Genomic DNA, 21,569 nt, shown 5'->3' on the forward strand with positions numbered 1-21,569 from the left:
CGGTCGTCCTCACGGTTGCGCCCTACTTCACCGGCGTCAGTATCGGCGCCCCCTTGTTCTTCAGCAGCATTACCAGGAACTTCGCCGGCTGCGTCTTGCTGGCGTTGTGCCCCACCGAGTGGATATCGTCAGGGCCTTCGTGCCAGGTCTGGCCGGCGGTCAGCGTAACTTCCTTGCCGCCCCTGACGCCCATCACGATGGTCCCTTCCAGCACATAGATAAATCCATGCGCATCGTGGCGATGTACCGGGTCGGCACCGCCGGGCGGATATTCCACCATGATGATCTGCACTTCCTTGCCCGGGTATTGCGGCAAGGGCTCGGTCGTCAGCAGCGTGACCTTGGCTTCCGGGGGTGCCGCCACCGCCGGCTGCAGGGCCAGCAGTCCGCTGAGCACCAGCGCGACGATGCCGTATGGTCTGGCGCGCTTCATGCCGTTGAACAGCTCGTGCGATTGCTTGATGTTGTGGATGCGCTGCGGCATGGTATCTCCTGCTGGATGGGGACTGCGGCGCCTCGGCGGCGCCTGCAACAAAGCGTAGTTGGCTGGCATGGCCGCCGCCAGTGCATGCCGACCCAGGCCGGCACCGATGCGCATGGAGATCCACTAGGACAGCCCGTTTCCCGCGCCTAGAATAGGCTGACACCACGGCACCCCGGCGCGGGGCGCCGCTGCCATTCCCGGATCCAGGTCCCGACAAACGGAGGCGCGCATCATGAAGCCAGAACCCTTTGTGGTAACGCCGGACGCCTATGCGCGCGCGCTCAACGTAGTTGGAGAGAAGATCACCGTGCTCGCCTCCAACGCCGCCACGCAGGGCTACGAGGTCTTCCTGCAGCAGGGCGACGAAGGCACCGGCCCACCGCCGCATTGCCATGACTGGGACGAATCGTTCTTCGTGACCCGCGGGACGATCGAGATCGGCTATGGCGGGCAGGCCTTCCAGGCGGTCGCCGGCACCTTCGTCCATGTGCCGGCGGGCACGGTCCACTACTTCCGTTTCGGCGCCGGGGGCGGCGAAATGGTTTCGGTCACCAGCCACAACGGCAACGCCTCGCGCCTGTTCACGCGGCTGGATGAGGAAATCGCGCCCGGCGCACCGGATTTCGACAAGCTGCTGGCCGTGGCGCAGGAATGTGGCGTGACCGTGCCGCCACCGGAGCACTGATGCCGCTGGCCCCGCTGCCACGTTGCACCGACCTTGGCCGCCCATCGCCGCTTGCATATGGTTCTGCGTACACCTTCATTCCCCTGCAGCCATGGCTCGACTATGGTGGAAGCGTTCCCCCGGGCATGCCAGTCACCGGGGGCCGCAAGGAGGGTTATGGACCTGCTCGACTGGATCACCGCCGTGGCAGCCGTGGTTCTGGTGTATGCCGCGTTGCGTCATCCGCTCTATCCGCCCGGCTGGAACGGCCGGAAAGACGACCGCTCGTGACGGGCCGCCGCTGGGCGGCCCTTTGTGATTTTGCTCATGCCACTGACAGTGTGTAGGGTATGAAGCCCTCACGCCGCCGCGCGAGTGGGTACGGCTCTTGCGCCTGCGCTGGCACATCGGGCCCGCAGAGGAGAGTTGCCGTGCGCACACCTGCCAGTATTGCCAAACACCCGATTCCAGGATGGCGGGGCGGGAAGATGGTGCATGTGCATGGCGTCAGCGTGGTGACGCCTCCCGACCCGGTGCGCTGAAAAGGGCCGCACGGCCTGGCAGGCGTGTAAATTTTGCAGGGCGCGCAATCTCCCCGGTACGATATGCGGCGATGCAGGCGTTGCGGCGCGCTGGCGCTCGCCGCCGCGGCATTTGGCACGACCTGCGCGGCACAGGATCTCGATGAGGTAGAACGACCGCTTTGGGAAGTCGGGCTCGGCCTCGGCGGCATCACCGTGCCGCACTACCGTGGCTCGGACCAACGCGCCAGCCTGCTGTTTCCCGTGCCCTATTTCATCTACCGTGGCGAGCACCTGCGCGCCGACCGCAATGGCGTGCGCGGCAAGCTGTTCGACAGCGACCGCGTCGAACTCAACGTCAGCCTGGGACTTTCGCTGCCGGTGGAAAGCGGCGACGACGAAGCGCGCCGCGGCATGCCCGACCTGAAGACAGCGGTGGAAATCGGCCCCTCGCTGAACCTGACGCTATGGCATTCCGACTCGGACCGCACCCGCCTCGACCTGCGGCTGCCGGTGCGGCTGGCCCTGACAGTGGAATCCTCGCCCCGCGCGATCGGCTGGATCTTCTCGCCAAACCTGCATCTCGACATCGCCGACCTGGGCGGCTTCGCGGGCTGGAACCTGGGCGTCACGGCCGGGCCGCTGTTCGCCACCGCACGCTACAACCAGTACTTCTATGCCGTCGAGGCGCAGTTCGCGACCGCTACGCGGCCGGCCTACGCGGCCCATGGCGGCTACGCCGGCAGCATGGCGATGGCGACGCTGTCGCGCCGCTTCCGCCATGTCTGGCTGGGTGCCTTCATGCGCTATGACCGGCTGGACGGCGCCACCTTCGAGGACAGCCCGCTGGTCCGGCGCAAGGACGCGTTCGCGGCCGGCGTGGCACTGACCTGGATCTTCGGCGAATCAGCGACGCGGGTTCCCAGCCGGGAATAGCGGGTAAAAGCACGGCGGGTAAAAGCGCGCGCGCACGACGATCATTCCTCGCTGGTCCACTCGACATGGACGCCGAGGCTGCGCAGGTTCTCGACAAAGCGCGGATGCGCGCGCCGGATCGGCGTGGCGTTGCGGATTTCCGAGCGGCCTTCGATGCTGGCCGCGACCATGAACAGCGCGATCGCGACGCGGATGATGTACGGGCTTTCCACCACCGCCGGCGTCAGCGGATTGCCGCCGAAGGTGATCAGCCGGTGCGGGTCCGACTGGAACACATGCGCGCCGAACTTCGACAGCTCGCCGGTCCAGCCGAGCGCGCCGTCGTAGATCTTGTTCCAGAACATCGCATTGCCCTGCGCACGCACGCCCAGCGCGATAAAGATCGGCAGCAGGTCGACCGGGAAATACGGCCACGGCGCGGCCTCGACCTTGGTCAGCACATTGCTGGTAAAAGGCGTCTGCACCTTCAGCGGTCCCTGCAGCAGCGCGCGCGACCAGCCGTCCTCGTGCACTACCTGCACGCCGAACTTGGCGAAGGTGCGGTCGATCAGCGGGAAGTTGCCCGGCGTGCTGTTGCGCACCACCACGTCGCCGCCGGTGATCGCGCCCAGCGCGAGGAAAGTGGTGATCTCGTGGAAATCTTCCTCGAAGGTGAACTCGCCCCCGCGCAGCCGGCCGCCGCCGCGCACGGTCAGCCGCGAGGTGCCGATGCCGTCGATGTCGGCGCCAATCATCTGCATGAAGCGGCAGAACTCCTGCACGTGCGGCTCGGACGCGGCATTGGTCAGCGTCGATTCGCCTTCGGCAGCGGCCGCGCACAGCACGAAGTTCTCGGTGGTGGTCACCGAGGCATAGTCGAGCCAGTGGTGCGTGGGCTTCAGCGGCTCGCCGCTGCGCACCAGCAGCGAGCCGCTGGCGCGCTCCACCGCGCCGCCGAACGAGCGGAAGATGTCGACGTGCGGGTCGATCTCGCGCACGCCCAGCGTGCAGCCCTTGACGTTGTCTTCCAGCCGCGCCACGCCGAAGCGGGCCAGCAGCGGCGGCACCAGCATGATAGACGAGCGCATTTCTTCCGGGAGCCGGTGCGTGGCTGCGTCGAAAGTGGTGTCGCGGTGGTGCAGGTCGAGCGTACCGGTGGCTTCATCGAGACGGACATCGCTGCCCAGCATGCGGAAAATATCGAGGATCTTGCGGACATCGGTGATGTCCGGCACGCCGTGCAGGCGCAGCGGCTGGTCGGTCAGCAGCGTGGCGCAAAGCACCGGCAGCACTGCATTCTTGTTGGCCGAAGGGATGATGCGGCCGCGCAGGGGCGTGCCACCGTGGACGATGAGATTGGACATGGGCGATGCGGTCGGGTGGCGGGAAAGGCAGATCCGGCAGATCCGGTAAAACAAGCGTCCGGCATTGTACTGCCCCAGCGCACCACACCGGCTCGTGCAGAGAAGCGCCGCTGATTCCGCAGGCTATGAAGTGACCGGTACGCCCGTCACCGCGTGACGCGGCCTGCGCCTGCCGGCGCCGGTCAGCGCCGGAACCACAGCAGCGACAGCCCGGATGCCAGCACCAGCAGCAGCACCGCTGCCGCCGACAACAGCGCACTCAGCTCGGTTTCCCGGCGCTCCAGCGCGAAACGGGCGCTGAGCTGGCGATAGACCCTGGTCAGGTCGGCGGCCGATCCTGCCTGGAAGTACTCGCCGCCAGTCAGCGTCGCCACCGCGCGCAGCGCCGGTTCGTCGAGCTGCATGAAGTACGCCAGGCTCGACTCCGGCACGCCGCCGCCCTGGGGCGAGCCGAAGCCCACGGTATAGACGCGCACGCCGCGCTCGGCCGCCATGCGCGCGGCATCGATCGGGTCCGGCCCGGTGGTGCGGCGGCCGTCGCTGAGCAGGATCACCGCGCCATGCCGGTATGCGCCGGGCTGCATCGGCTGGCGTTCCTGCCCGCGCTTGCGCGCGGCCTCCGCGGCGGCGGCCTCGTCGAGCGACGGCGGGCGGCCGAACGGGGTTGCGCTGTCGCTGAAGAGTATCGCCTCCAGGTCGATGCCGTCATCGGGAAACAGCACCGCCAGCGCCTGGATCAGCCCGCTGCCGGTGGCGGTGCCGCGTTGCAGCTGGACCCGATCGAGCGCGTCGAGCATATCCTGGCGATTGCTGGTCGGCGGCAGCACCACGGTCGCGGTGGCGGCAAAGGACACGATGCCGAGCCGCACGCTGGCCGGAAGTCCCACGACCAGGTCACGCGCGGCCTGCTGCGCCGCGGCGATGCGCGTGGGCGGCACATCGGTGGCCTCCATGCTGCGCGAGATGTCCATGGCCAGCACCAGCGTGATCGTGTCGGACGGCAGGGTGACGGTCGCGGTGGGCCGCGCGCACGCCAGCAGCGCCGCGCCCAGCGCGACCAGGAACAGCATTGGGGGGATGTGACGCCGCAGCCGTTGGCGCCGGCCCAGCGCGGCGCGGGGCAGCGCAAGGCTGGCATACAGCAGGGCGGATTTCTTGCGCCGCGCGAGCAGGTACAGGTAGGCAGCTGCCAGCACCGGGAGCGCCAGCAGCAACCAGAGCATCTGCGGCCAGAGAAACTGCATGCCCTGCTCCTTGGCGCGTGGTTAAGAGGATGGTACTGTATTTTTTAAGGCGGGACGGGACCTCGGGGGCAGCGATGAAACGGGTGACGATCTACGGGCTGGCCTCGGCGGCGGTGGTCGTGGTCATCGCGGCGGGCGCGGCCATCGCCTGGTGGTCGCAGCCGCCACCCCGCGTGCTCAAGCAGGCAGATATCGACGCCGCGGTGCTGCACACGCTGCGGACCAAAAGCCTGCCGTCGCGCACCGCCAGGGCAGCAGAGGCGGTGCGCGAATCGGTGGTCGAGATCCGCAGCTATACGCCGGCGGAGGATCCCGTGGAAGCGGCCTCCGTGCCGAAGGCGAAGCGTGATCCCCCTGCCACACGCCGCAAGTCGTCACCAGCCTCGCAACCTGCGCCACAGGACGAGCTGGCCAAACGCGAACCGCCCGACGGCAAGGACCCGGCCGGCGGCAAGCGCGAAGCGCGCCACATCGGCTCGGGCGTGGTCGTGACCGAAACCGGCATGGTGCTGACCAGCTACCACGTCGTCGCCGATGCCAAGCGGCTGGAGGTCAGGTTCCACGACGGCCACATGGCCGAAGCCACCGTGGTGCAGGCCATCCCCGAGAAAGACCTCGCCGTGCTCCGGCCCAAATCCATTCCCGACGACCTGCCGGCGGCGACACTCGGCTCCAGCCGTGATCTGGCGCCCGGCAGCGAAGTCGTGGCGGTCGGCTTCCCGTTCGGCATCGGCCCGTCGGTGTCGGCCGGCGTGGTCTCCGGGCTCGACCGCCATTTCGTCTCGCCCGACCGCAAGCAGAGCCTGGACAAGCTCATCCAGTTCGACGCGGCCGCCAACCCGGGCAACTCGGGCGGGCCGCTGGTGAACATGGACGGGGAAGTAGTCGGCATCGTCACTGCCATCCTCAACCCTAACCAGAGCGGCACTTTCCTCGGGATCGGCTTTGCCGTCACCATCGAGAGCGCCGGCGTTGCCATCGGATCTTCTCCTTTCTGAAACGTGGGGGCCTATGAACGACCAAGCCAGGGACGCTGCCGACAGCGCAGACTTGATGGAACGCCTGCTGTACGAGGTGAAGCGCGTGGTCGTGGGCCAAGACCACTTTCTCGAACGTGTGCTGGTGGCGATGCTTGCCGGCGGGCACCTGCTGGTCGAAGGGGTGCCGGGGCTGGCCAAGACGCTGACGGTCAACACGCTGGCGCGGACCATGAGCGGCACGTTCAAGCGCATCCAGTTCACGCCCGACCTGCTGCCCGCCGACCTGATCGGCACGCGCATGTATAACCAGGGCACCGGCGAGTTCTCCACCGTGCGCGGCCCGGTGTTCGCCAACCTGCTGCTGGCTGACGAGATCAACCGCGCGCCGGCCAAGGTGCAGAGCGCGCTGCTCGAGGTCATGCAGGAGAAGCAGGTCACCATCGCCGGCGAGACCCACCGCGTGCCGTCGCCCTTCCTGGTGATGGCCACGCAGAACCCGATCGAGACCGAGGGCACCTATCCGCTGCCCGAGGCGCAGGTCGACCGCTTCATGATGAAGGTGCTGGTGGGCTACCCGAGCGAGGAAGAAGAGGTCGTGATCGTCAACCGCGTCACCGGCCCGCGCATCAACGTGGGCGCGGTCGCCACGCCCGAGCACCTGGCCGAGCTGCAGGAGGCGTGCCGCAGGGTCTATGTCGATCCCGCGCTGATCCAGTACGCGGTGCGCGTGGTGGCGGCCACGCGCAAGCCCGGCAGCTACGGCGTGGAGGACATGGACCGCTATATTGCCTTCGGCGCCAGCCCGCGCGCCACCATCGGCCTGATCGAGGGTGCGCGCGCACTGGCCTTCCTGCGCGGCCGGCACTATGCGCTGCCGGAAGACGTTGCCGACCTGGTGCCCGACGTCCTGCGCCACCGCCTGGCGCTGTCTTACGAGGGCATGTCCGATGGCGTCACGGCCGACCATCTGGTCGGCCGCATCCTGCAGGCGCAGCCGGTCCCCGAGCGGCCGCTGGAATCCCATGTTCGGGCGGCTGAGCGCTAGGCGCCGCCGGGAGGCGGAGGCCGCGGCGCAGGTCTCCGCTGCCGCCAACGCGGCAGTGGCCGCGGTCGGGTCCAAGCAGACCGAGGCGCTGCTGCGACGGCTCGAATGGACCGTGGTGCGCCGCCTCGACGGGCTGCTGCAGGGCGACTACCGCACGCTGTTCCGCGGCTTCGGGCTGGACCTGGCCGACCTGCGCGAATACCGCCCCGGCGACGACGTGCGCCATATCGACTGGAACGTGACCGCGCGGCTGCAGACCCCGCACGTGCGCGAGTTCCAGGAAGACCGCGACGTCTCGGCGTGGTTCGTGCTGGACCTGAGCGGATCGGTCGAGTTCGGCTCGGGCGCGGTGCGCAAGCGCGACCTGCTCACCGACTTCACCACGGTGATGGCGCTGCTGCTGACGCGCTACGGCAACCGCGTCGGCGCCGTGCTCTATGGCGGCGCCACCGAAAAGGCCGCGACCGTGATCCCCGCGCGCTCGGGCCGGCGCCAGCTGCTGCACGTGCTCGACCGCATGCATGCCACGCCGGCGGCCTGCCCTGGCGAGACCCGACTGCGCGACCTGCTGGAGCAGGCACGCCTGGTTGCCAGGCGGCGCTCGGTGGTGTTCGTCGTGTCCGACTTCATCAGCGCGACCGGCTGGCAGGCGTCGCTCGGCATGCTGGCGCGGCGCCATGAAGTGGTGGCGGTGCGGCTGGTCGATCCGCTCGAACTGGCCCTGCCCGACCTGGGCCTGGTGGTGCTGCAGGATGCCGAGACCGCCGAGCAGATCTTCGTCGACACGCATGACCCGGCCTTCCGCAAGCGCTTCGCCGCCGCGGCCGAGGCGCGCGAGGCCGAGCTGCACAATGCCTTCGCGCGGGCCGGCGTGCAGTGCCTGACGCTGTCGACCTACGTCCGGCTGGACCTGGCGCTGCTGAGTTTCACGCGCCAGCGGCGCCACCGGCAAGGAACCGCCAGGGGTGCGGCATGACCGAAGCGATAACCCGCCTGCCCGTCTTCAGCTTCCTATGGCCGAGCATGCTGTGGGGGCTCGCCACCGTGCTGGTGCTGGCGGGCGGCTACCTGTGGCTGGATGCGCGCCGCCGGCGCGCGACCGTGCACTACCCCGCGCTGAAGTCTGTCGGCGTGCCCGTCCGCGGCGGCGCGGGCTGGCGCCGCCATGTGGCACCAGCCCTGACGCTGCTGGCGCTGACCGCGCTGATCGTCGCCATCGCCCGGCCCCAGGCCCTGCTGACGCTGCCCTCGCGCATCAAGACCGTGATCCTGGTCATCGACCTGTCCGGAAGCATGCGCGCGAAGGACATCAAGCCCACCCGCATCCGCGCGGCGCAGCAGGCCGCCCGGGTCTTGCTGGAAGACCAGCCCGCGAGCGTCAGCGTCGGCGTGGTGGCGATGGCCGGCACCGCGGCCGTGGCGCAGGCCCCAAGCCGCAGCAAGGACGACGTGGCTGCCGCCATCGAGCGCCTGAAGCCGCAGGGCGGCACGGCGCTGGGCAATGGCCTGCTGATCGCGCTGACTGAGCTGCTGCCGCAGGCCACCAACGAGGCCGAACGCCTGATGAACGACGACAGCCCGCAGCCGAAGAAGCCGGCGGTCCCGGGCAGCGCCTCCTCGTCCCCCGACAGCGACACGGAGCCGGTCTCGCCCGGCTCGTACGGCGCGGGCGCGATCGTGGTGTTCTCCGACGGCGAGAGCAACGCCGGCCCGGGCGCGCTGCAGGCCGCGGAGCTGGCCGCCAACTACGGCGTGCGCGTCTATACCGTGGGCGTCGGCACCCCCGAGGGCGTGGTGCTGTCGGTCGACGGCATGTCGTCCCGCGTCAGGCTGGACGAGAAGGTCCTGAAGCAGGTCGCCAACGCAACCGGCGCCGAGTACTTCCGGCTGGAAGACACGGCCCAGCTGAAGAAGGTGTACAGCGCGCTCAACGCCAAGCTGGCCTTCGACAAGCGCGACCAGGTGGAGGTCACCGCGTTCTTCACCGCGCTGGGCGCGCTGCTGGCGGCGATGGCGGGGCTGCTGTCGCTGTGGTGGTTTGGCCGGGTGATGTAGTGCCGCGGCTTAGGCCAGGCGTTGCGCGCCGGGCGCTGTGTCAGGCGCTGAATCAGGAGCCTCCGGCGCCAGCGCCCGGCATGCCGCCGCGCGCGCCGCGTCGAATTCCTGCCGCGTGCGCGCCACCAGTTCTGCCACCGACTCCACCTGCGCGACACCCGACACCGAGTGCCCCGCGCTCCAGATATCGCGCCAGCGTTTGATGCGGCGCCCCGGGCCGAGGCATGCGCGGAGCGCATGCCCTGTTGCCGGCATCAGGGCAAACCCTGATATCCGATGCCTTGCCCTTGCCGGCGGCGCGGCACAAGGCTTTGCGCCCCGCTGCCCGCCAGCCTTGGCCCGGCGCGGCTTTGCCGTGATCCCCCGCCCGCTTCGCCCGCCCCGCCATGCGCTGCGCGCATGCCTCCATGCGCAGATATCGTTTTTTTTATCATCGGGCCGACACCTATCATCGGCTTGCCTACCGATGCGCCCCGGCATCCCCGTAGCCCCTAGCCCCCGATCTGTCGCCTGGAGTGGAGTGACATGCAAGCCAGCACAACCCTTGACCGCGTGAGCGCGCCGATCGGCGCCAGCCAGCGGCGCCGCGCCATCGTTGCCACCGTGATCGGCAACGGTCTCGAGTGGTTCGATTTCACCGTCTACAGCTTCTTCGCGGTCATCATCGCCCGGCTGTTCTTCCCCACCGGCGACGAACTGTCGTCGCTGCTGCTGGCCGTCGCCACCTTCGGCGTCGGCTTCTTCATGCGGCCGGTGGGCGGCATCATCATCGGCATCTATGCCGACCGCGTCGGCCGCAAGGCGGCGCTGTCGCTGACCATCCTGCTGATGGCGGTGGGCACCACACTGATCGGCATCGCGCCGACCTACGATCAGGTGGGCCCATTCGCGCCGATGCTGATCGTGCTCGCGCGCCTGCTGCAGGGCTTCTCCGCCGGCGGCGAGATGGGCGGCGCCACCGCCTTCCTGACCGAGTACGCACCCGAGCGCGAGCGTGCCTACTATTCCAGCTGGATCCAGGCCAGCATCGGCGTGGCCGTGCTGCTGGGCGCGGCGGTCGGCACCTTCGTCACCTCGTCGCTGCCGCCCGAGGCGCTGAACAGCTGGGGCTGGCGCCTGCCCTTCCTGATCGGCATGCTGATCGGCCCGGTGGGCTACTACATCCGCCATCACCTCGATGAGACGCCCACGTTCCAGCAGACCAAGGACAAGACCGATTCGCCGCTGAAGGAAGTGCTGCGCGACTACCCGCGCCAGACCGCCGCCAGCTTCTCGATGGTGATCCTGTGGACGGTGTGCACCTACGTGCTGCTGTTCTACATGCCGACCTACGCCGTCAAGGTGCTGAAGGTGCCGCAGTCGTCGGGCTTCGTCGCCGGCATGGTCGGCGGCATGGCGATCCTGGTGTTCGCGCCGCTGGTGGGCCGCCTGGCCGACCGCTTCGGCCGCCGCATCCTGCTGTCGGGCTCGGCCGCGCTGATCTTCGTGCTGGCCTGGCCGATGTACGTGTACATCAACCAGGTCCCGGGCCTGTTCTCGCTGCTGGTGTTCCAGCTAGTCTTCGGCGTGCTGATCGCCGGCTACACCGGCCCGATCCTGGCGGCCTTCTCCGAACTGTTCCCGGCCAAGGTGCTGTCGACCGGCCTGTCGGTCGCCTATAACCTGGCGGTCACCATCTTCGGCGGCTTTGCCTCCTTCATCATCACCTGGCTGATCGCCACCACGGGCAGCACCATGGCGCCCGCGTTCTACGTGATGATCGCCGCCGCCATCAGCTTCGCCGGCACGCTGCTGGTGCGCGAACCGGCCTATCTCCGCAAGCAATGACCATGAACCAGATCCTGCTGAAGGGCGGCAACGTCCTGGATCCCGCCCGCGGCACCGCGCTGCCGCGCGCCGATGTGCTGATCGAAGGCGAGCGCATCGTCGAAGTCTCCGCGCAAGGCATCGTGGCGCCGCATGCGCGGCAGATCGATGTCGCCGGCAAGACCGTGATGCCCGGCCTGATCGACTGCCACGTGCACGTGCTGGCGTCGCTGGCCAACCTGGGCCTGAACGCGGTGCAGCCCAACGTGCTGGTGGCCTTCCGCGCCATGCCGGTCATGAAGGCGATGCTGGAGCGTGGCTTCACCACCGTGCGCGACGCCGGCGGCGCCGACTGGGGCCTGTCGCAGGCGGTCGCCACCGGGCTGATCCCCGGGCCGCGTATCTTCCCGTCCGGCAAGGCGCTGTCGCAGACCGGCGGGCATGGCGATTTCCGCCCGCGCGCCGACGTGCTCGAGCCCTGCTCGTGCGCCTTCCGTGCCGGCGCCATCGCGCGCGTCGCCGACGGTGTCGACGCGGTGCGCCTGGCCGTACGCGAAGAGATCCAGAAGGGCGCCACGCAGATCAAGATCATGGCGTCGGGCGGCGTGGCTTCGCCGACCGACCCGATCGGCAACACCCAGTACAGCGAGGACGAGATCCGCGCGATCGTGGCCGAGGCCGAAGCCGCGCAGACCTACGTGATGGCGCACGCCTACACCGGCCGCGCCGTCACGCGGGCGATCCGCTGCGGCGTGCGCACCATCGAGCATGGCAACCTGGTCGATGCCGCGGCGGCGCGCGTGATGCGCGAGCACGGCGCCTTCGTGGTGCCGACGCTGGTCACCTACGACGCGCTGGCCCGCGACGGCGCGCGCCTGGGCCTGCCGCCGGAGTCGGTCGCCAAGATCGAGACCGTGCGCGAGGCCGGCCGCAACTCGCTGGCGATCTACGCCGAGGCTGGCGTGCCGATGGCCTTCGGCTCCGACCTGCTGGGCGAGATGCACCACTACCAGTCCGACGAGTTCCGCATCCGCGCCGAGCTGCTCGGCGCGCTCGAGACCATCCGCTCGGCCACCTCGATCGCCGCCGCGGTGCTGCAGCGCGAGGACGAGCTGGGCACGGTCAGGGCCGGCGCGCTGGCCGACCTGCTGGTGGTCGACGGCGACCCGCTGCAGGACATCGGCCTGCTGTGCGGCCAGGGCGAGCATATCTCGCTGGTCATGCAGGCCGGGCGCATCCACGCGCGGCAGGGGTGAGCCTTCCGGCTTTCCCTTAAGATGGGCGGCTGGTTCCCCGACCTCCGGCCGCCCCCATGCGCATCTCCCCGCTTCCTCCCCTTCCCTGCCTGGTCGCCTTCGAGGCGGCCATGCGGCACGGCAACTTCACCCGCGCGGCCGCGGAACTGCACCTGACCCAGAGCGCGATCAGCCGGCAGGTGGCGCAGCTGGAACGCTTCCTCGGCAAGAAACTGTTCGAGCGCGGGCCGCGCGCGCTGAGCCTGACCGTCAGCGGCCAGCAATACGCCGAGCAGATCCAGCGCCTGCTGGTCGACTGCGCCGAAGCCACCGAAAGCGTGATGCGGCGCAAGGGCAGCACCGAGCTGACGGTGGCGGCGTCGTCGGGCGTGTCCACGCTGTGGGTTGCGCCGCGGCTGGCGCAGTTCCGCGCCGAGCATCCGGACGTGCAGGTGCGGTTGTTCGTCAGCGACGGGCTGGCGTCGCTGGTCGACACCAGTTTCGACGTGGCGCTGTACTACCTGCGCGAAGGCCCGCCGCAAGGGCTGGCCGCGCAGCGGCTCTACGACGAGGAAGTGATACCGGTATGCGCGCCCGGCTACCTGCGCGGCCGGCGGCTGGCCGTGGCCGACCTGCCGGCCGAGACGCTGCTGGTGCTGGAAGACGCGCAGCGCCAGTGGATGTCGTGGCCGGCGTGGCTGGCGCAGAACGGGCTGGGCAAGGCGCGCGTGCAGAATACGGTGGTGTCGAACGCCTACCCGATCCTGGTGCAGCTGGCGATCGAAGGCCACGGCATCGTGCTGGGCTGGCGCCACATGATCGACGGCTGCCTGAAGGACGGCCGGCTGGTACGCGCGTGCGAGGCCACCGCCACGCTCGGCGGCGGCTACTACGCGCTATGGCACCGCGACCGGGTGGAGACCTCGGTCGCGCGCACCTTCCGGCAATGGCTGGTGCAGCAGAGCGGCAGGCCGGCCTAGGCGTTCGCCGCGTTCGCCGCGTTCTCCATGTGCTCCACGTGCTCCGGCCACGGCTGGTCCACCAGGAAGCGCTCGCATAGCAGCGCCCAATACGCCGCGCCAACCGGTATATTGCCGTCGTTGAAGTCGTAGCCGGGGTTGTGCACCATGCAGCCCCCCTCGGCCCCCTCGCCGTTGCCGATCCACAGGTAGCAGCCGGGCACCTCATCCAGCATGAAGGCGAAGTCCTCGCTCGCCGCGATCGGCGGCGCCTGGCAGTCGACGTGGCCGGGCCCCAGCAGCTCCAGCGCAACCTGGCCGGCAAGCGCCGTTTCCGCCGGCGTGTTGACCAGCACCGGGTAGCCGCGCGCGTAGTCGATCCGCGCCGTCACGCCATAGCTTTGCGCCTGCGCGGAGACCAGTGCGCGGATGCGCTGCTCGAGCTGGTCGCGCACGCGGCGGTCCAGCGCGCGCACGCTCAGGCGGAGCACGGCCTGCGCGGGAATGATGTTGGAGACGGTGCCGGCCTGGAACGCGCCCACCGTGACCACCGCCGTTTGCAGCGGGTCGACATTGCGCGCCACGATGGTCTGCAACGCCATCACGATCGAAGCGCCGGCCACGACCGGATCGGCCGCGTTGTGCGGGAACGCCGCATGGCCGCCGATGCCGGCGAGCGTGATGGTCACGCTGTCGGCCGAGGCCTGCGCGGCGCCCTGGCGCAGCAGCAACCGGCCCGGCGCCGTGCCGGGGACATTGTGCATGGCGAAGACGGCATCGCACGGGTACTTGTCGAACAACCCCGCTTCCATCATCCGCTTTGCCCCGCCCAGCCCTTCCTCCGCCGGCTGGAAGATCAGGTTCAGCGTGCCGCTGAAACTGCCGTGCCGCGCCAGATGTCTGGCGGCGCAGAGCAGCATGGCGGTATGCCCGTCGTGTCCGCAGGCGTGCATCACGCCGGGATGGCAGCTGGCATAGGGCAGCCCGGTGGCTTCGGCCAGCGGCAGCGCGTCCATGTCGGCGCGGATGCCGAGACTGCGCCTGCCGCTGCCCCGCCGCAGCCGGCCAACGACGCCGGTAGTGCCGAGCCCGCGTTCCACCTCGTAGCCCCATTCGGCGAGCAGGCTGGCCACGATGTCGCTGGTGCGGTGTTCCTCGAAGCCGAGTTCCGGATGGCGATGGATATCGCGGCGGATGGCGACGAAGGCTTCCGCACTGTCTTGCAGCGTTTCCAGGAGGGGATGCATGGCGTCCTTCATTGCGGCTGCAGGCCGATGGCACGCGCGATGCCGCGGTACTGGTCGATGCTCTGCTGGTACGCCTTCTGGCTTTCCGCCAGCGATGCCGGACGGGATGCGGGCAGGTTCGCGGCATCCAGGCTGGCACGCACCGCCGGGTCGGCCAGCGTCTGCGCCAGCGCCTTGTGCAGCGCCTGCACGACCGGCTCGGCGGTGTCCTTCTTCACGAAGACACCGGCCCAGGTCGAGTAGTTGAAGCCGCGCAGCGCCTTGCTTTCATTGACGCTCGGCACGGACCTGACCGCGTCGAGCCGCGTCGGCGACAGCACCGCCAGCATCCTGACCTGGCCGGTGCGCATGCGCTCGATGTCGGGCTTGCCGAACGGCGAGATAAAGATATCGACGATGCCGCCCACCAGGTCCTGGATCACGGGCGCGCCACCCTTGTAAGGCACGTGCGTCATCGGCGCGCCGATGGTCTGCGACAGGTGCGCCCCGAGCAGGTGGTAGAGCGACCCGATGCCGACGCTGGCATACGTCAGCGGCTTGCCCGCCCGTGCTGCCTGCGCGGCATGGGCCGCGAGCTCATCGACATCCTTCACCGGCAGGTCCTTGCGCGCCAGGATGGCCAGGTCGACCGCGCCGACCATGTGGACCAGCCGGAAGTCCTCGCTCTTGTACTTGATGGCCGCGTTCGCCAGCGGCGTCGTGATCAGTTCGCCGGGGCCGGCCTGCAGCAACAGGTGCCCGTCGGCCGGCGCATGCAGGACCTTCTGCGCGGCGATCGCGCCGCCGGCGCCGCCCAGGTTCTCGACGATGACCGGCTGGCCGAACTGCCGCCCCAGCGGCGCATTGAGGTTGCGGGCGACCACGTCCGACAGCCCTCCCGCCGGGAACGGCACCAGCAGCGTGACGGGCCGGTCGGGGTAGGCGTGGGCCGGCGCCAGGCCCACGCACAGCAGGCCGGCCACCGCGCCGCGCAGCAGCCGGCGGGCAATGTTCTGGAATCGGATTCGGGTCATGGCAGTCTCCTCGGCGCCTTGCGTCGCTTCGTGTGGGTGTTGTGCGACGGATCGTATCGGCCAGCCCGCTATGTGTCCAATGCATTACTCGTCTAAAATTTATTCATAAAACTCATCCACAAGGCATCGATGCACCTCAAACACCTGCGGCACCTGCTCATGGTCGCGGACGTGGAATCGTTCAGCCGCGCCGCGCAACGGCTGCACCTGACCCAGTCGGCGCTGAGCCGCAGCATCCAGGCGCTGGAGGACGAGCTTGGCGGCAAGCTCATCGACCGCCATGGCCGGCGCAATGTGCTGACCCCGCTGGGCGAACTGATCGCCGAGCGGGCCCGGCGCATGCTGTTCGAGGAAGCCGAGCTGCATCGCAGCGTCGAACTGTTCCACCGCCATCACCTCGGCGCCATCCGCGTCGGGCTGGGCGCTGGCCCCGGCGCGGTGCTGATGACGCCGTTCCTGCGCCACATGGCCATGCACCACCCCGGCATACAGGTGGCGGTGTCGCTCGGCACTTCCGACGCGCTGATGATCCAGCTGCGCCAGCGCACGCTGGACGCGGTCATCGTGGAGGTCACCAGCGTGGCGCCGGCCACCGACCTGCGCCACGAATTGCTGGCGCAGCTGCAGGGCCGCTTCATCTGCCGCGCGGGCCATCCGCTGCTGCTGCAGGCCGCCGCCGGCGAGGCCGTGACCTTCGACGATGTCATGCGCTATCCGCTGGCGTCGGCACCGCTGAGCCCGGAAGTCGCGCGCGGGCTGGTCAAGCGCTTCGGCCCGCGCGCCGATCCCGAGCATTGCCTGAGCCTGCGCTGCGAGAACGTGCGCAGCCTGGTCGAGGCCGTGCTGGTCTCGGACGCGATCCTGTTCAGCATCGTCGCGGCCGTGCGGACGGAAATCGCCGAGGGGAAGCTGTGCGAACTGGCGACCACGCCCGCGGTCGACGACGGCCCCCGCTACGCTTTCTTCACGCTGGCGGGCCGGACCGAGGCGCCGAGCATGGCGCTGTTCCGGCGTTTCGTGGACGAGCACCTGCACGACTGACCCCGGCACGCCGCCGGTGGCTTACCGCTGCCAAGTCAGGGCGCCAGCAACGCGGCGCGGCCGGCCGCCAGCACCTCGCGGCTCAGGCCGTCGAGCAGGCCGGACGCGGCGCGCGCGTATTGCCAGTGCAACGGCACGTCCAGCGGCGTGCCCGGCACCAGCTCGACCAGCGAGCCGTCGCCGAGATGCTGCGCGATCAGCGACTGCGGATGCAGCCCCCAGCCCATGCCGGCCAGCGCCGCAGTCACGAAGGCCTGCGAGGAAGGCAGCATGTGCCTGGGCAGATCAACATGCCGATGGCACAGCCGCCGCGCCCAGCGCACCTGCAGTTCATCCTTGGTGTTGAACAGCAGGCTGGGGGCCTTCGCCAGCGTGCCGGCTCCCACGCCGCCGGCAAAATGCTGCCGCACGAAGGCCGGGCTGGCGGCCGCCAGGTAGCGCATGGCCCCCAGCGGCTGGCTGTTGCAGCCTGCCGCCGGGCGCGCCGTCGCGGTCACGGCGGCCAGCACGGTGCCGCTGCGCAGCCACTCGGTGGTGTGATCCTGGTCGTCCACGGCGACTTCCATCAGTACGGGGCTGGCCGCGGCGAAGGCCGCAATGGCCGACGCGGCCCAGGTCGCAAGGCTGTCGGCATTCACCGCGATCGGCAGCGCGACGCGTGCGATGCCCTCCGGCGCCAGCGCCGGCAGCGCGCCCTGCAGATCCTGCTCGAGCAGCCGCACGCGGTCGACGTGCTGGCACAGCCTGCGGCCCGTCTCCGTCGCGCGGCAAGGCTGGTCGCGCACCACCAGCGCGCAACCCAGCCGCTCCTCCAGCAGCCGGACGCGCTGGGAAATGGCCGACGGCGTGACATGAAGCGCGCGCGCGGCACGCTCGAAGCTGCCTTCGCGTATCACGGCGGCCAGTGCGGAGAGGGCCGAATAGTCCAGCATCGCCTTAAGTTTTCCTAAACCAGATAAAGGAAAGATAGTTTGTCTTCATCTGCGCGGCCAGGCAAGCTGCCCCCATGATGACGCCGCTCGCCACTTCCTCCCTCTCCTTGTCTGTCTGGCTCCAGGGTATGGCCCTCAGCCTGGGCCTGATCGTCGCGATCGGCGCCCAGAACGCCTTCGTGCTGCGCCAGGGCCTGCGCCGCGAGCATGTCGGCAGCGTGGTGCTGTTCTGCGCCGTCGCGGATGCCCTGCTGATCGCAGCGGGGGTCATGGGCATGGCCCGGGCGCTGGGCGAGAACCCCGGCCTGGCGCGCGCGCTGGCGCTGGCCGGCGCCGCGTTCCTGGCGCTATACGGATGGCGAGCCCTGCAGCGCGCGCGCCAGTCGCACCAGCTGCGGGCGGGGGCAGGACAGGAGGGCCTCAGCCGCGGCGCCGCGCTGGCGCAGGCGGCTGCGTTCACGCTGCTCAATCCCCATGTCTATCTCGACACGGTGCTGCTGGTCGGCAGCATCGGCGCGCAGCAGCCGGCGGCGCTGCGCGGCTGGTTCGTGGCGGGCGCGAGTTCGGCCAGCCTGTTCTGGTTCGGGCTGCTGGGATTCGGGGCGCGCTGGCTGGCGCCGTGGTTCGCCCGGCCGTTGGCCTGGCGCGTGCTGGACGGGTTGATCGGCGTGACGATGTTCGTGCTGTCGGCACTGTTGCTGCATCACGCCGTTGCTGGAGTCTGAAGGTCATTCCCGCGGCAGCGGAAATGACCATGGGGGATGCGAAAGACGGCCGTCAGGCGATCCAGTCGCGGATCGATTGCGCCATCACGCCCGCCGAGATGCCATAGCGGTCGTGCAGCGTGGGCAGTGCGCCGGCATCGAGGAATGCGTCGGGCAACCCGACCTGCCGGAACGGCACCATGGTGCCCGCCTGCATCAGCGTGGCCGCGACCGCCTCGCCCAGGCCGCCGATCACCGTGTGGTTCTCGGCCACCACCACCAGGCGCCCTTGCCGCTTCGCTTCGCGCACGATGGTTTCGGTATCGAGCGGCTTGATGGTCGGCACGTGCAGCACCGCCACGCCGATGCGGTCCTTCTCCAGCGCCTTGGCCACCTCCAGCGCTCGCATGGTCATGATGCCCGACGAGATCACCAGCACCTCGGCGCCATCGCGCAGCAGCTTTGCCTTGCCGAGCTCGAACTTGTAGTCGTACTCGTCCAGCACCACCGGCACGTTGCCGCGCAGCAGGCGCGCGTACACCGGGCCGTTGTGCGCGGCAATGGCCGGCACCATCTGCTCGATGTCGATCGCGTCGCACGGGTCGATCACGGTCATGTTGGGCATGGCGCGCATCAGCGCCAGGTCCTCGGCGGCCTGGTGGCTGGGGCCGTAGCCGGTGGTCAGCCCGGGCAGCGCACAGACGATCTTCACGTCGAGGTTGTCCTCGGCGATGGTCTGGTGCATGAAGTCGTAGGCGCGGCGCGTGGCGAATACCGCGTAGGTGGTGACGAAGGGCTGTGCCCCTTCATGCGCGAAGCCGGCGGCGGCACCCATCAGCAACTGTTCGGCCATGCCCATCTGGTAGTAGCGCTCGGGGAACGCCTGCGCAAAGATATGCAGGTCGGTGTACTTGCCCAGGTCGGCGGTCATGCCGATCACGTCCTGCTTCTGGCGCCCCAGTTCCACCAGCGCGTGGCCGAATGGCGCGGATCGGGTGGCCTGTCCTTCGCCGGCGATGGAGGCGATCATGGCCGAGGTCTTCAGCTTAGGCTTGGTGTTGGTGTTGGTGCTGGCGGTGGCGATGGTATTGCTCATGCTTGTCTCCCGGCTTCCAGGGCCTGCAGTGCGAGTTGCCATTCGTGGGCATCCACGCGGATAAAGTGGTTCTTCTCGCGCTGCTCGAGGAACGGCACGCCGCACCCCATGCGCGTATCGCAGATGATCATGCGCGGCTGCGCGCCGCTATGTTCGCGCGCCGCACGGAAGGCGGCAGCCACGGCGTCGATGTCGTTGCCGTCGACGCGCTGCGTGAACCAGCCGAATGCTTCCAGCTTCGGCACCAGCGGCTCGAACGCCATGACCTGCGTGGACGGGCCGTCGGCCTGCTGGTTGTTGACGTCGACGATCGCGATCAGGTTATCCAGCTTCCAGTGCGCGGCGGACAGGATGCCCTCCCAGATCGCGCCCTCGTCCAGCTCGCCGTCGGAGAACAGCGTGTAGATGAAGTTGCCGGAGCCCTTGCGCCTGAGGCCGAGGCAGCGGCCCACGGCGATGGTCAGGCCCTGCCCCAGCGAGCCGCCGGACATTTCCATGCCGGGCGTGTAGCTGGCCATGCCTGACATCGGCAGGCGGCTGTCGTCGCTGCCATAGGTCTCCAGCTCTTCGGCGGGCAGGATGCCGGCCTCAAGCAGCGCCGCGTACAGCGCGATGGCGTAGTGGCCGTTGGACAGCAGGAAGCGGTCGCGCCCTTCCCATTCGGGATCTTCGGGGCGGTAGCGCATGGCGTCGAAGTAGGCCACGGCGAGCACGTCGGCGATATCGAGCGCCTGGCCGATATAGCCCTGGCCCTGGACTTCGCCCATCAGCAAGGCGTTGCGGCGGATGCGGTAGGCGCGTTCCCGCAAGGACACTGCCTTGTCGGTGGTTGCTTGTTGCATGGTGTCTCCAGCAATCGGTTCGATCAGAGTTTCAGAAATTCGGCAAAGAGGGGGTGTCAGCGGTTCACGGACCTGGCGGGGACCAGGAGCACCAGCATCGCGCCGAAGACAACCGTGCCCGAGATGAACATCAGGCCGGCGGTGGACTTCCCGGTCAGGTCGTTCAGCCAGCCCACGATGGCGGGCGAGAAGAAGCCAGCCAGGTTGGCCACGCAGTTGACCGCGGCGATGCCCGCTGCGGCCGACATGCCGCCCAGCAGCGCGGTAGGCAACGCCCAGAACTGCGACGACGAGGCCAGGATGCCGGCGGCGGCGATGCACAGGCATACCAGCGATGCACTGACACTGCCCAGCAGCGGCAAGGTGGCAAACCCGGTGGCGGCGACCACCATCGGCACGATCAGGTGGAAGCGGCGCTCGCGGCGGCGGTCGGCGCTCATGCCCACCAGCGGCAGCGCCACGATCGCGCACAGATACGGCAGCGCGGTGTAGATGCCCACCCACAGCGGATCGGCGACGCCGGCCTTGCGGATGATGGTCGGCAGCCAGAAGGTCAGCCCGTACTGGCCCAGCACCACGCAGAAGTAGATCGCTGCCATCAGCCACAGGCGGCGGTCCGCCATGAACGAGCGGATCGACATGTGTTCCATCTTGTGCACGTTGTCGCCCTCGATATTGCGCTTGAGCAGGGCCTTCTCGGCGTCAGTCAGCCAGTGCGCGTGGTCGATGCCGTTGTCGAGGTAGAACAGGATGGCCACGCCCAGGCACAGCGAAGGCAGCGCTTCGATCAGGAACAGCCACTTCCAGCCGGCCAGGTCGCCCACGCCGTGGAAGGCATGCATGATCCAGCCCGACAGCGGCCCGCCCACGATGCCGGCCAGCGGGATCGCCATGAAGAACATCGACAATGCCTTGGCACGCCGCTCGGAGGGGAACCAGTACGTCATGTACAGGATCACGCCCGGCGCGAAGCCGGCCTCCGCCACGCCCAGCAGAAAGCGCAGCACGTAGAACTGGGTTGGCGTGGTGACAAAGGCGAAGCACGCCGAGATCACCGCCCAGGTCAGCATGATGCGCGCCAGCCAGCGCTTGGCGCCGACCCGGTGCAGGATCACGTTGCTCGGCACTTCGAAGAGGAAGTAGCCGAGGAAGAAGATGCCGGCGCCGAGGCCGTAGATGGTTTCGCTGAACTGCAGGTCGCTCAGCATCTGCAGCTTGGCAAAGCCGACATTGACCCGGTCCAGGTAGGCGCCCAGATAGCAGAGCATCAGGAACGGGATCAGCCGCTTCACCACCTTGGCGTAGGTGCGGGTCTCGAAGGTGGCGGAATCGGCGTGCAGCGTCGCTTCGCCGCCGATGGGCGAAGCCGCGTATTTGGTCTTCATCGGTTGTCTCCTGCCTGGTGGCGCCGCGCTGCGGTGC

General features: G+C 69.0%; 20 protein-coding genes. 11 read left to right on the forward strand and 9 right to left on the reverse strand.

Annotated features, from left to right (window positions below; all coding sequences use genetic code 11):
* Positions 1-22: 22 nt before the first annotated feature.
* Positions 23-433: a cupin domain-containing protein gene (locus AC5WJ1_RS18755; protein ID WP_133095399.1), complete on the reverse strand. Its 411-nt coding sequence runs from the start codon at positions 431-433 to the stop codon at positions 23-25.
* Positions 434-716: 283 nt separating this feature from the next.
* Here AC5WJ1_RS18755 and AC5WJ1_RS18760 point away from each other — a divergent pair, with 283 nt between their 5' ends.
* Together AC5WJ1_RS18760 and AC5WJ1_RS18765 are read left to right on the forward strand one after the other, a co-directional pair.
* Positions 717-1,169 (forward strand): cupin domain-containing protein, encoded by a 453-nt coding sequence (locus AC5WJ1_RS18760; protein WP_133095271.1) that lies wholly within the window; start codon positions 717-719, stop codon positions 1,167-1,169.
* 584 nt (positions 1,170-1,753) lie between these two features.
* Entirely contained in the window at positions 1,754-2,605 is an 852-nt protein-coding gene (locus AC5WJ1_RS18765; protein ID WP_135703753.1) for a MipA/OmpV family protein, read from the forward strand.
* Positions 2,606-2,646: 41 nt separating this feature from the next.
* Here AC5WJ1_RS18765 and AC5WJ1_RS18770 read toward each other — a convergent pair whose 3' ends face one another.
* Entirely contained in the window at positions 2,647-3,948 is a 1,302-nt protein-coding gene (locus AC5WJ1_RS18770; RefSeq protein ID WP_133095273.1) for a UDP-N-acetylglucosamine 1-carboxyvinyltransferase, read from the reverse strand.
* A gap of 182 nt (positions 3,949-4,130) precedes the next feature.
* A complete protein-coding gene (locus AC5WJ1_RS18775) occupies positions 4,131-5,192 on the reverse strand; it encodes a VWA domain-containing protein (RefSeq protein ID WP_133095274.1) in 1,062 nt (353 codons plus the stop codon).
* A 74-nt stretch (positions 5,193-5,266) separates the two neighbouring features.
* On the opposite strand from AC5WJ1_RS18775, the gene AC5WJ1_RS18780 reads away from it, so the two are divergent.
* The 7 genes from AC5WJ1_RS18780 to AC5WJ1_RS18810 all read left to right on the forward strand — a co-directional run bounded on the left by AC5WJ1_RS18780 (position 5,267) and on the right by AC5WJ1_RS18810 (position 13,293).
* Positions 5,267-6,190 (forward strand): S1C family serine protease, encoded by a 924-nt coding sequence (locus AC5WJ1_RS18780; RefSeq protein WP_133095275.1) that lies wholly within the window; start codon positions 5,267-5,269, stop codon positions 6,188-6,190.
* A gap of 13 nt (positions 6,191-6,203) precedes the next feature.
* Positions 6,204-7,217 carry an AAA family ATPase gene (locus AC5WJ1_RS18785; protein ID WP_494476874.1) on the forward strand — a complete coding sequence of 338 codons (1,014 nt, stop codon included), beginning with the start codon at positions 6,204-6,206 and terminating at the stop codon, positions 7,215-7,217.
* Complete coding sequence (locus tag AC5WJ1_RS18790; protein ID WP_494476875.1) at positions 7,195-8,193, forward strand: DUF58 domain-containing protein; 999 nt, start codon at positions 7,195-7,197, stop codon at positions 8,191-8,193. Before AC5WJ1_RS18785 ends, AC5WJ1_RS18790 begins: the two co-directional genes overlap by 23 nt.
* Positions 8,190-9,272: a vWA domain-containing protein gene (locus AC5WJ1_RS18795; protein WP_135703752.1), complete on the forward strand. Its 1,083-nt coding sequence runs from the start codon at positions 8,190-8,192 to the stop codon at positions 9,270-9,272. Before AC5WJ1_RS18790 ends, AC5WJ1_RS18795 begins: the two co-directional genes overlap by 4 nt.
* 525 nt (positions 9,273-9,797) lie before the next feature.
* Positions 9,798-11,099, forward strand: a complete 1,302-nt coding sequence (locus tag AC5WJ1_RS18800; RefSeq protein ID WP_135703751.1) for an MFS transporter — start codon at positions 9,798-9,800, stop codon at positions 11,097-11,099.
* Positions 11,100-11,101: 2 nt separating this feature from the next.
* The gene (locus tag AC5WJ1_RS18805) at positions 11,102-12,334 is read left to right on the forward strand and encodes a metal-dependent hydrolase family protein (protein WP_135703750.1); all 1,233 of its coding nucleotides are present in this window, start codon (positions 11,102-11,104) and stop codon (positions 12,332-12,334) included.
* 56 nt (positions 12,335-12,390) lie between these two features.
* Positions 12,391-13,293 carry a LysR substrate-binding domain-containing protein gene (locus tag AC5WJ1_RS18810; protein ID WP_133095281.1) on the forward strand — a complete coding sequence of 301 codons (903 nt, stop codon included), beginning with the start codon at positions 12,391-12,393 and terminating at the stop codon, positions 13,291-13,293.
* Here the strand turns inward: AC5WJ1_RS18810 and AC5WJ1_RS18815 are convergent.
* Complete coding sequence (locus AC5WJ1_RS18815; protein WP_135703749.1) at positions 13,290-14,519, reverse strand: M20 aminoacylase family protein; 1,230 nt, start codon at positions 14,517-14,519, stop codon at positions 13,290-13,292. The genes AC5WJ1_RS18810 and AC5WJ1_RS18815 overlap by 4 nt on opposite strands.
* Positions 14,520-14,527: 8 nt before the next feature.
* Positions 14,528-15,532 carry a Bug family tripartite tricarboxylate transporter substrate binding protein gene (locus AC5WJ1_RS18820; RefSeq protein WP_135703748.1) on the reverse strand — a complete coding sequence of 335 codons (1,005 nt, stop codon included), beginning with the start codon at positions 15,530-15,532 and terminating at the stop codon, positions 14,528-14,530.
* A 129-nt stretch (positions 15,533-15,661) separates the two neighbouring features.
* On the opposite strand from AC5WJ1_RS18820, the gene AC5WJ1_RS18825 reads away from it, so the two are divergent.
* Positions 15,662-16,573, forward strand: coding sequence for a LysR family transcriptional regulator (locus AC5WJ1_RS18825; protein WP_133095284.1), 912 nt, complete (start codon positions 15,662-15,664; stop codon positions 16,571-16,573).
* A gap of 35 nt (positions 16,574-16,608) precedes the next feature.
* Here the strand turns inward: AC5WJ1_RS18825 and AC5WJ1_RS18830 are convergent, their stop codons facing one another.
* Positions 16,609-17,505, reverse strand: coding sequence for a LysR family transcriptional regulator ArgP (locus AC5WJ1_RS18830; protein WP_135703747.1), 897 nt, complete (start codon positions 17,503-17,505; stop codon positions 16,609-16,611).
* Between the two features lie 74 nt (positions 17,506-17,579).
* Here AC5WJ1_RS18830 and AC5WJ1_RS18835 point away from each other — a divergent pair, with 74 nt between their 5' ends.
* Positions 17,580-18,230 (forward strand): LysE/ArgO family amino acid transporter, encoded by a 651-nt coding sequence (locus AC5WJ1_RS18835; protein ID WP_135703746.1) that lies wholly within the window; start codon positions 17,580-17,582, stop codon positions 18,228-18,230.
* Positions 18,231-18,282: 52 nt separating this feature from the next.
* Here AC5WJ1_RS18835 and AC5WJ1_RS18840 read toward each other — a convergent pair whose 3' ends face one another.
* From AC5WJ1_RS18840 to AC5WJ1_RS18850, 3 genes are read right to left on the reverse strand one after another with little or no spacing between them, the layout of a single operon-like run.
* Positions 18,283-19,305: a transketolase family protein gene (locus AC5WJ1_RS18840; RefSeq protein WP_135703745.1), complete on the reverse strand. Its 1,023-nt coding sequence runs from the start codon at positions 19,303-19,305 to the stop codon at positions 18,283-18,285.
* Positions 19,302-20,147, reverse strand: coding sequence for a transketolase (locus tag AC5WJ1_RS18845; protein ID WP_135703744.1), 846 nt, complete (start codon positions 20,145-20,147; stop codon positions 19,302-19,304). The genes AC5WJ1_RS18840 and AC5WJ1_RS18845 overlap by 4 nt, the downstream gene beginning before the upstream one ends.
* A 56-nt stretch (positions 20,148-20,203) precedes the next feature.
* The gene (locus AC5WJ1_RS18850; RefSeq protein WP_135703743.1) at positions 20,204-21,532 is read right to left on the reverse strand and encodes an MFS transporter; all 1,329 of its coding nucleotides are present in this window, start codon (positions 21,530-21,532) and stop codon (positions 20,204-20,206) included.
* Positions 21,533-21,569: the final 37 nt, after the last annotated feature.

The organism is Cupriavidus sp. MEYA8, assembly GCF_059278825.1.

Excerpts from the sequence above, each read along its gene's own strand:
- AC5WJ1_RS18810 (WP_133095281.1), top strand. The coding sequence starts at position 12,391 with ATGCGCATCTCCCCGCTTCCTCCCCTTCCCTGCCTGGTCGCCTTCGAG.
- AC5WJ1_RS18815 (WP_135703749.1), bottom strand. The coding sequence starts at position 14,519 with ATGCATCCCCTCCTGGAAACGCTGCAAGACAGTGCGGAAGCCTTCGTC.
- AC5WJ1_RS18845 (WP_135703744.1), bottom strand. The coding sequence starts at position 20,147 with ATGCAACAAGCAACCACCGACAAGGCAGTGTCCTTGCGGGAACGCGCC.
- AC5WJ1_RS18840 (WP_135703745.1), bottom strand. The coding sequence starts at position 19,305 with ATGAGCAATACCATCGCCACCGCCAGCACCAACACCAACACCAAGCCT.
- AC5WJ1_RS18800 (WP_135703751.1), top strand. The coding sequence starts at position 9,798 with ATGCAAGCCAGCACAACCCTTGACCGCGTGAGCGCGCCGATCGGCGCC.
- AC5WJ1_RS18760 (WP_133095271.1), top strand. The coding sequence starts at position 717 with ATGAAGCCAGAACCCTTTGTGGTAACGCCGGACGCCTATGCGCGCGCG.
- AC5WJ1_RS18755 (WP_133095399.1), bottom strand. The coding sequence starts at position 433 with ATGAAGCGCGCCAGACCATACGGCATCGTCGCGCTGGTGCTCAGCGGA.
- AC5WJ1_RS18825 (WP_133095284.1), top strand. The coding sequence starts at position 15,662 with ATGCACCTCAAACACCTGCGGCACCTGCTCATGGTCGCGGACGTGGAA.
- AC5WJ1_RS18785 (WP_494476874.1), top strand. The coding sequence starts at position 6,204 with ATGAACGACCAAGCCAGGGACGCTGCCGACAGCGCAGACTTGATGGAA.
- AC5WJ1_RS18775 (WP_133095274.1), bottom strand. The coding sequence starts at position 5,192 with ATGCAGTTTCTCTGGCCGCAGATGCTCTGGTTGCTGCTGGCGCTCCCG.
- AC5WJ1_RS18780 (WP_133095275.1), top strand. The coding sequence starts at position 5,267 with ATGAAACGGGTGACGATCTACGGGCTGGCCTCGGCGGCGGTGGTCGTG.
- AC5WJ1_RS18790 (WP_494476875.1), top strand. The coding sequence starts at position 7,195 with ATGTTCGGGCGGCTGAGCGCTAGGCGCCGCCGGGAGGCGGAGGCCGCG.
- AC5WJ1_RS18770 (WP_133095273.1), bottom strand. The coding sequence starts at position 3,948 with ATGTCCAATCTCATCGTCCACGGTGGCACGCCCCTGCGCGGCCGCATC.
- AC5WJ1_RS18795 (WP_135703752.1), top strand. The coding sequence starts at position 8,190 with ATGACCGAAGCGATAACCCGCCTGCCCGTCTTCAGCTTCCTATGGCCG.
- AC5WJ1_RS18805 (WP_135703750.1), top strand. The coding sequence starts at position 11,102 with ATGAACCAGATCCTGCTGAAGGGCGGCAACGTCCTGGATCCCGCCCGC.
- AC5WJ1_RS18765 (WP_135703753.1), top strand. The coding sequence starts at position 1,754 with ATGCGGCGATGCAGGCGTTGCGGCGCGCTGGCGCTCGCCGCCGCGGCA.
- AC5WJ1_RS18835 (WP_135703746.1), top strand. The coding sequence starts at position 17,580 with ATGATGACGCCGCTCGCCACTTCCTCCCTCTCCTTGTCTGTCTGGCTC.
- AC5WJ1_RS18830 (WP_135703747.1), bottom strand. The coding sequence starts at position 17,505 with ATGCTGGACTATTCGGCCCTCTCCGCACTGGCCGCCGTGATACGCGAA.
- AC5WJ1_RS18850 (WP_135703743.1), bottom strand. The coding sequence starts at position 21,532 with ATGAAGACCAAATACGCGGCTTCGCCCATCGGCGGCGAAGCGACGCTG.
- AC5WJ1_RS18820 (WP_135703748.1), bottom strand. The coding sequence starts at position 15,532 with ATGACCCGAATCCGATTCCAGAACATTGCCCGCCGGCTGCTGCGCGGC.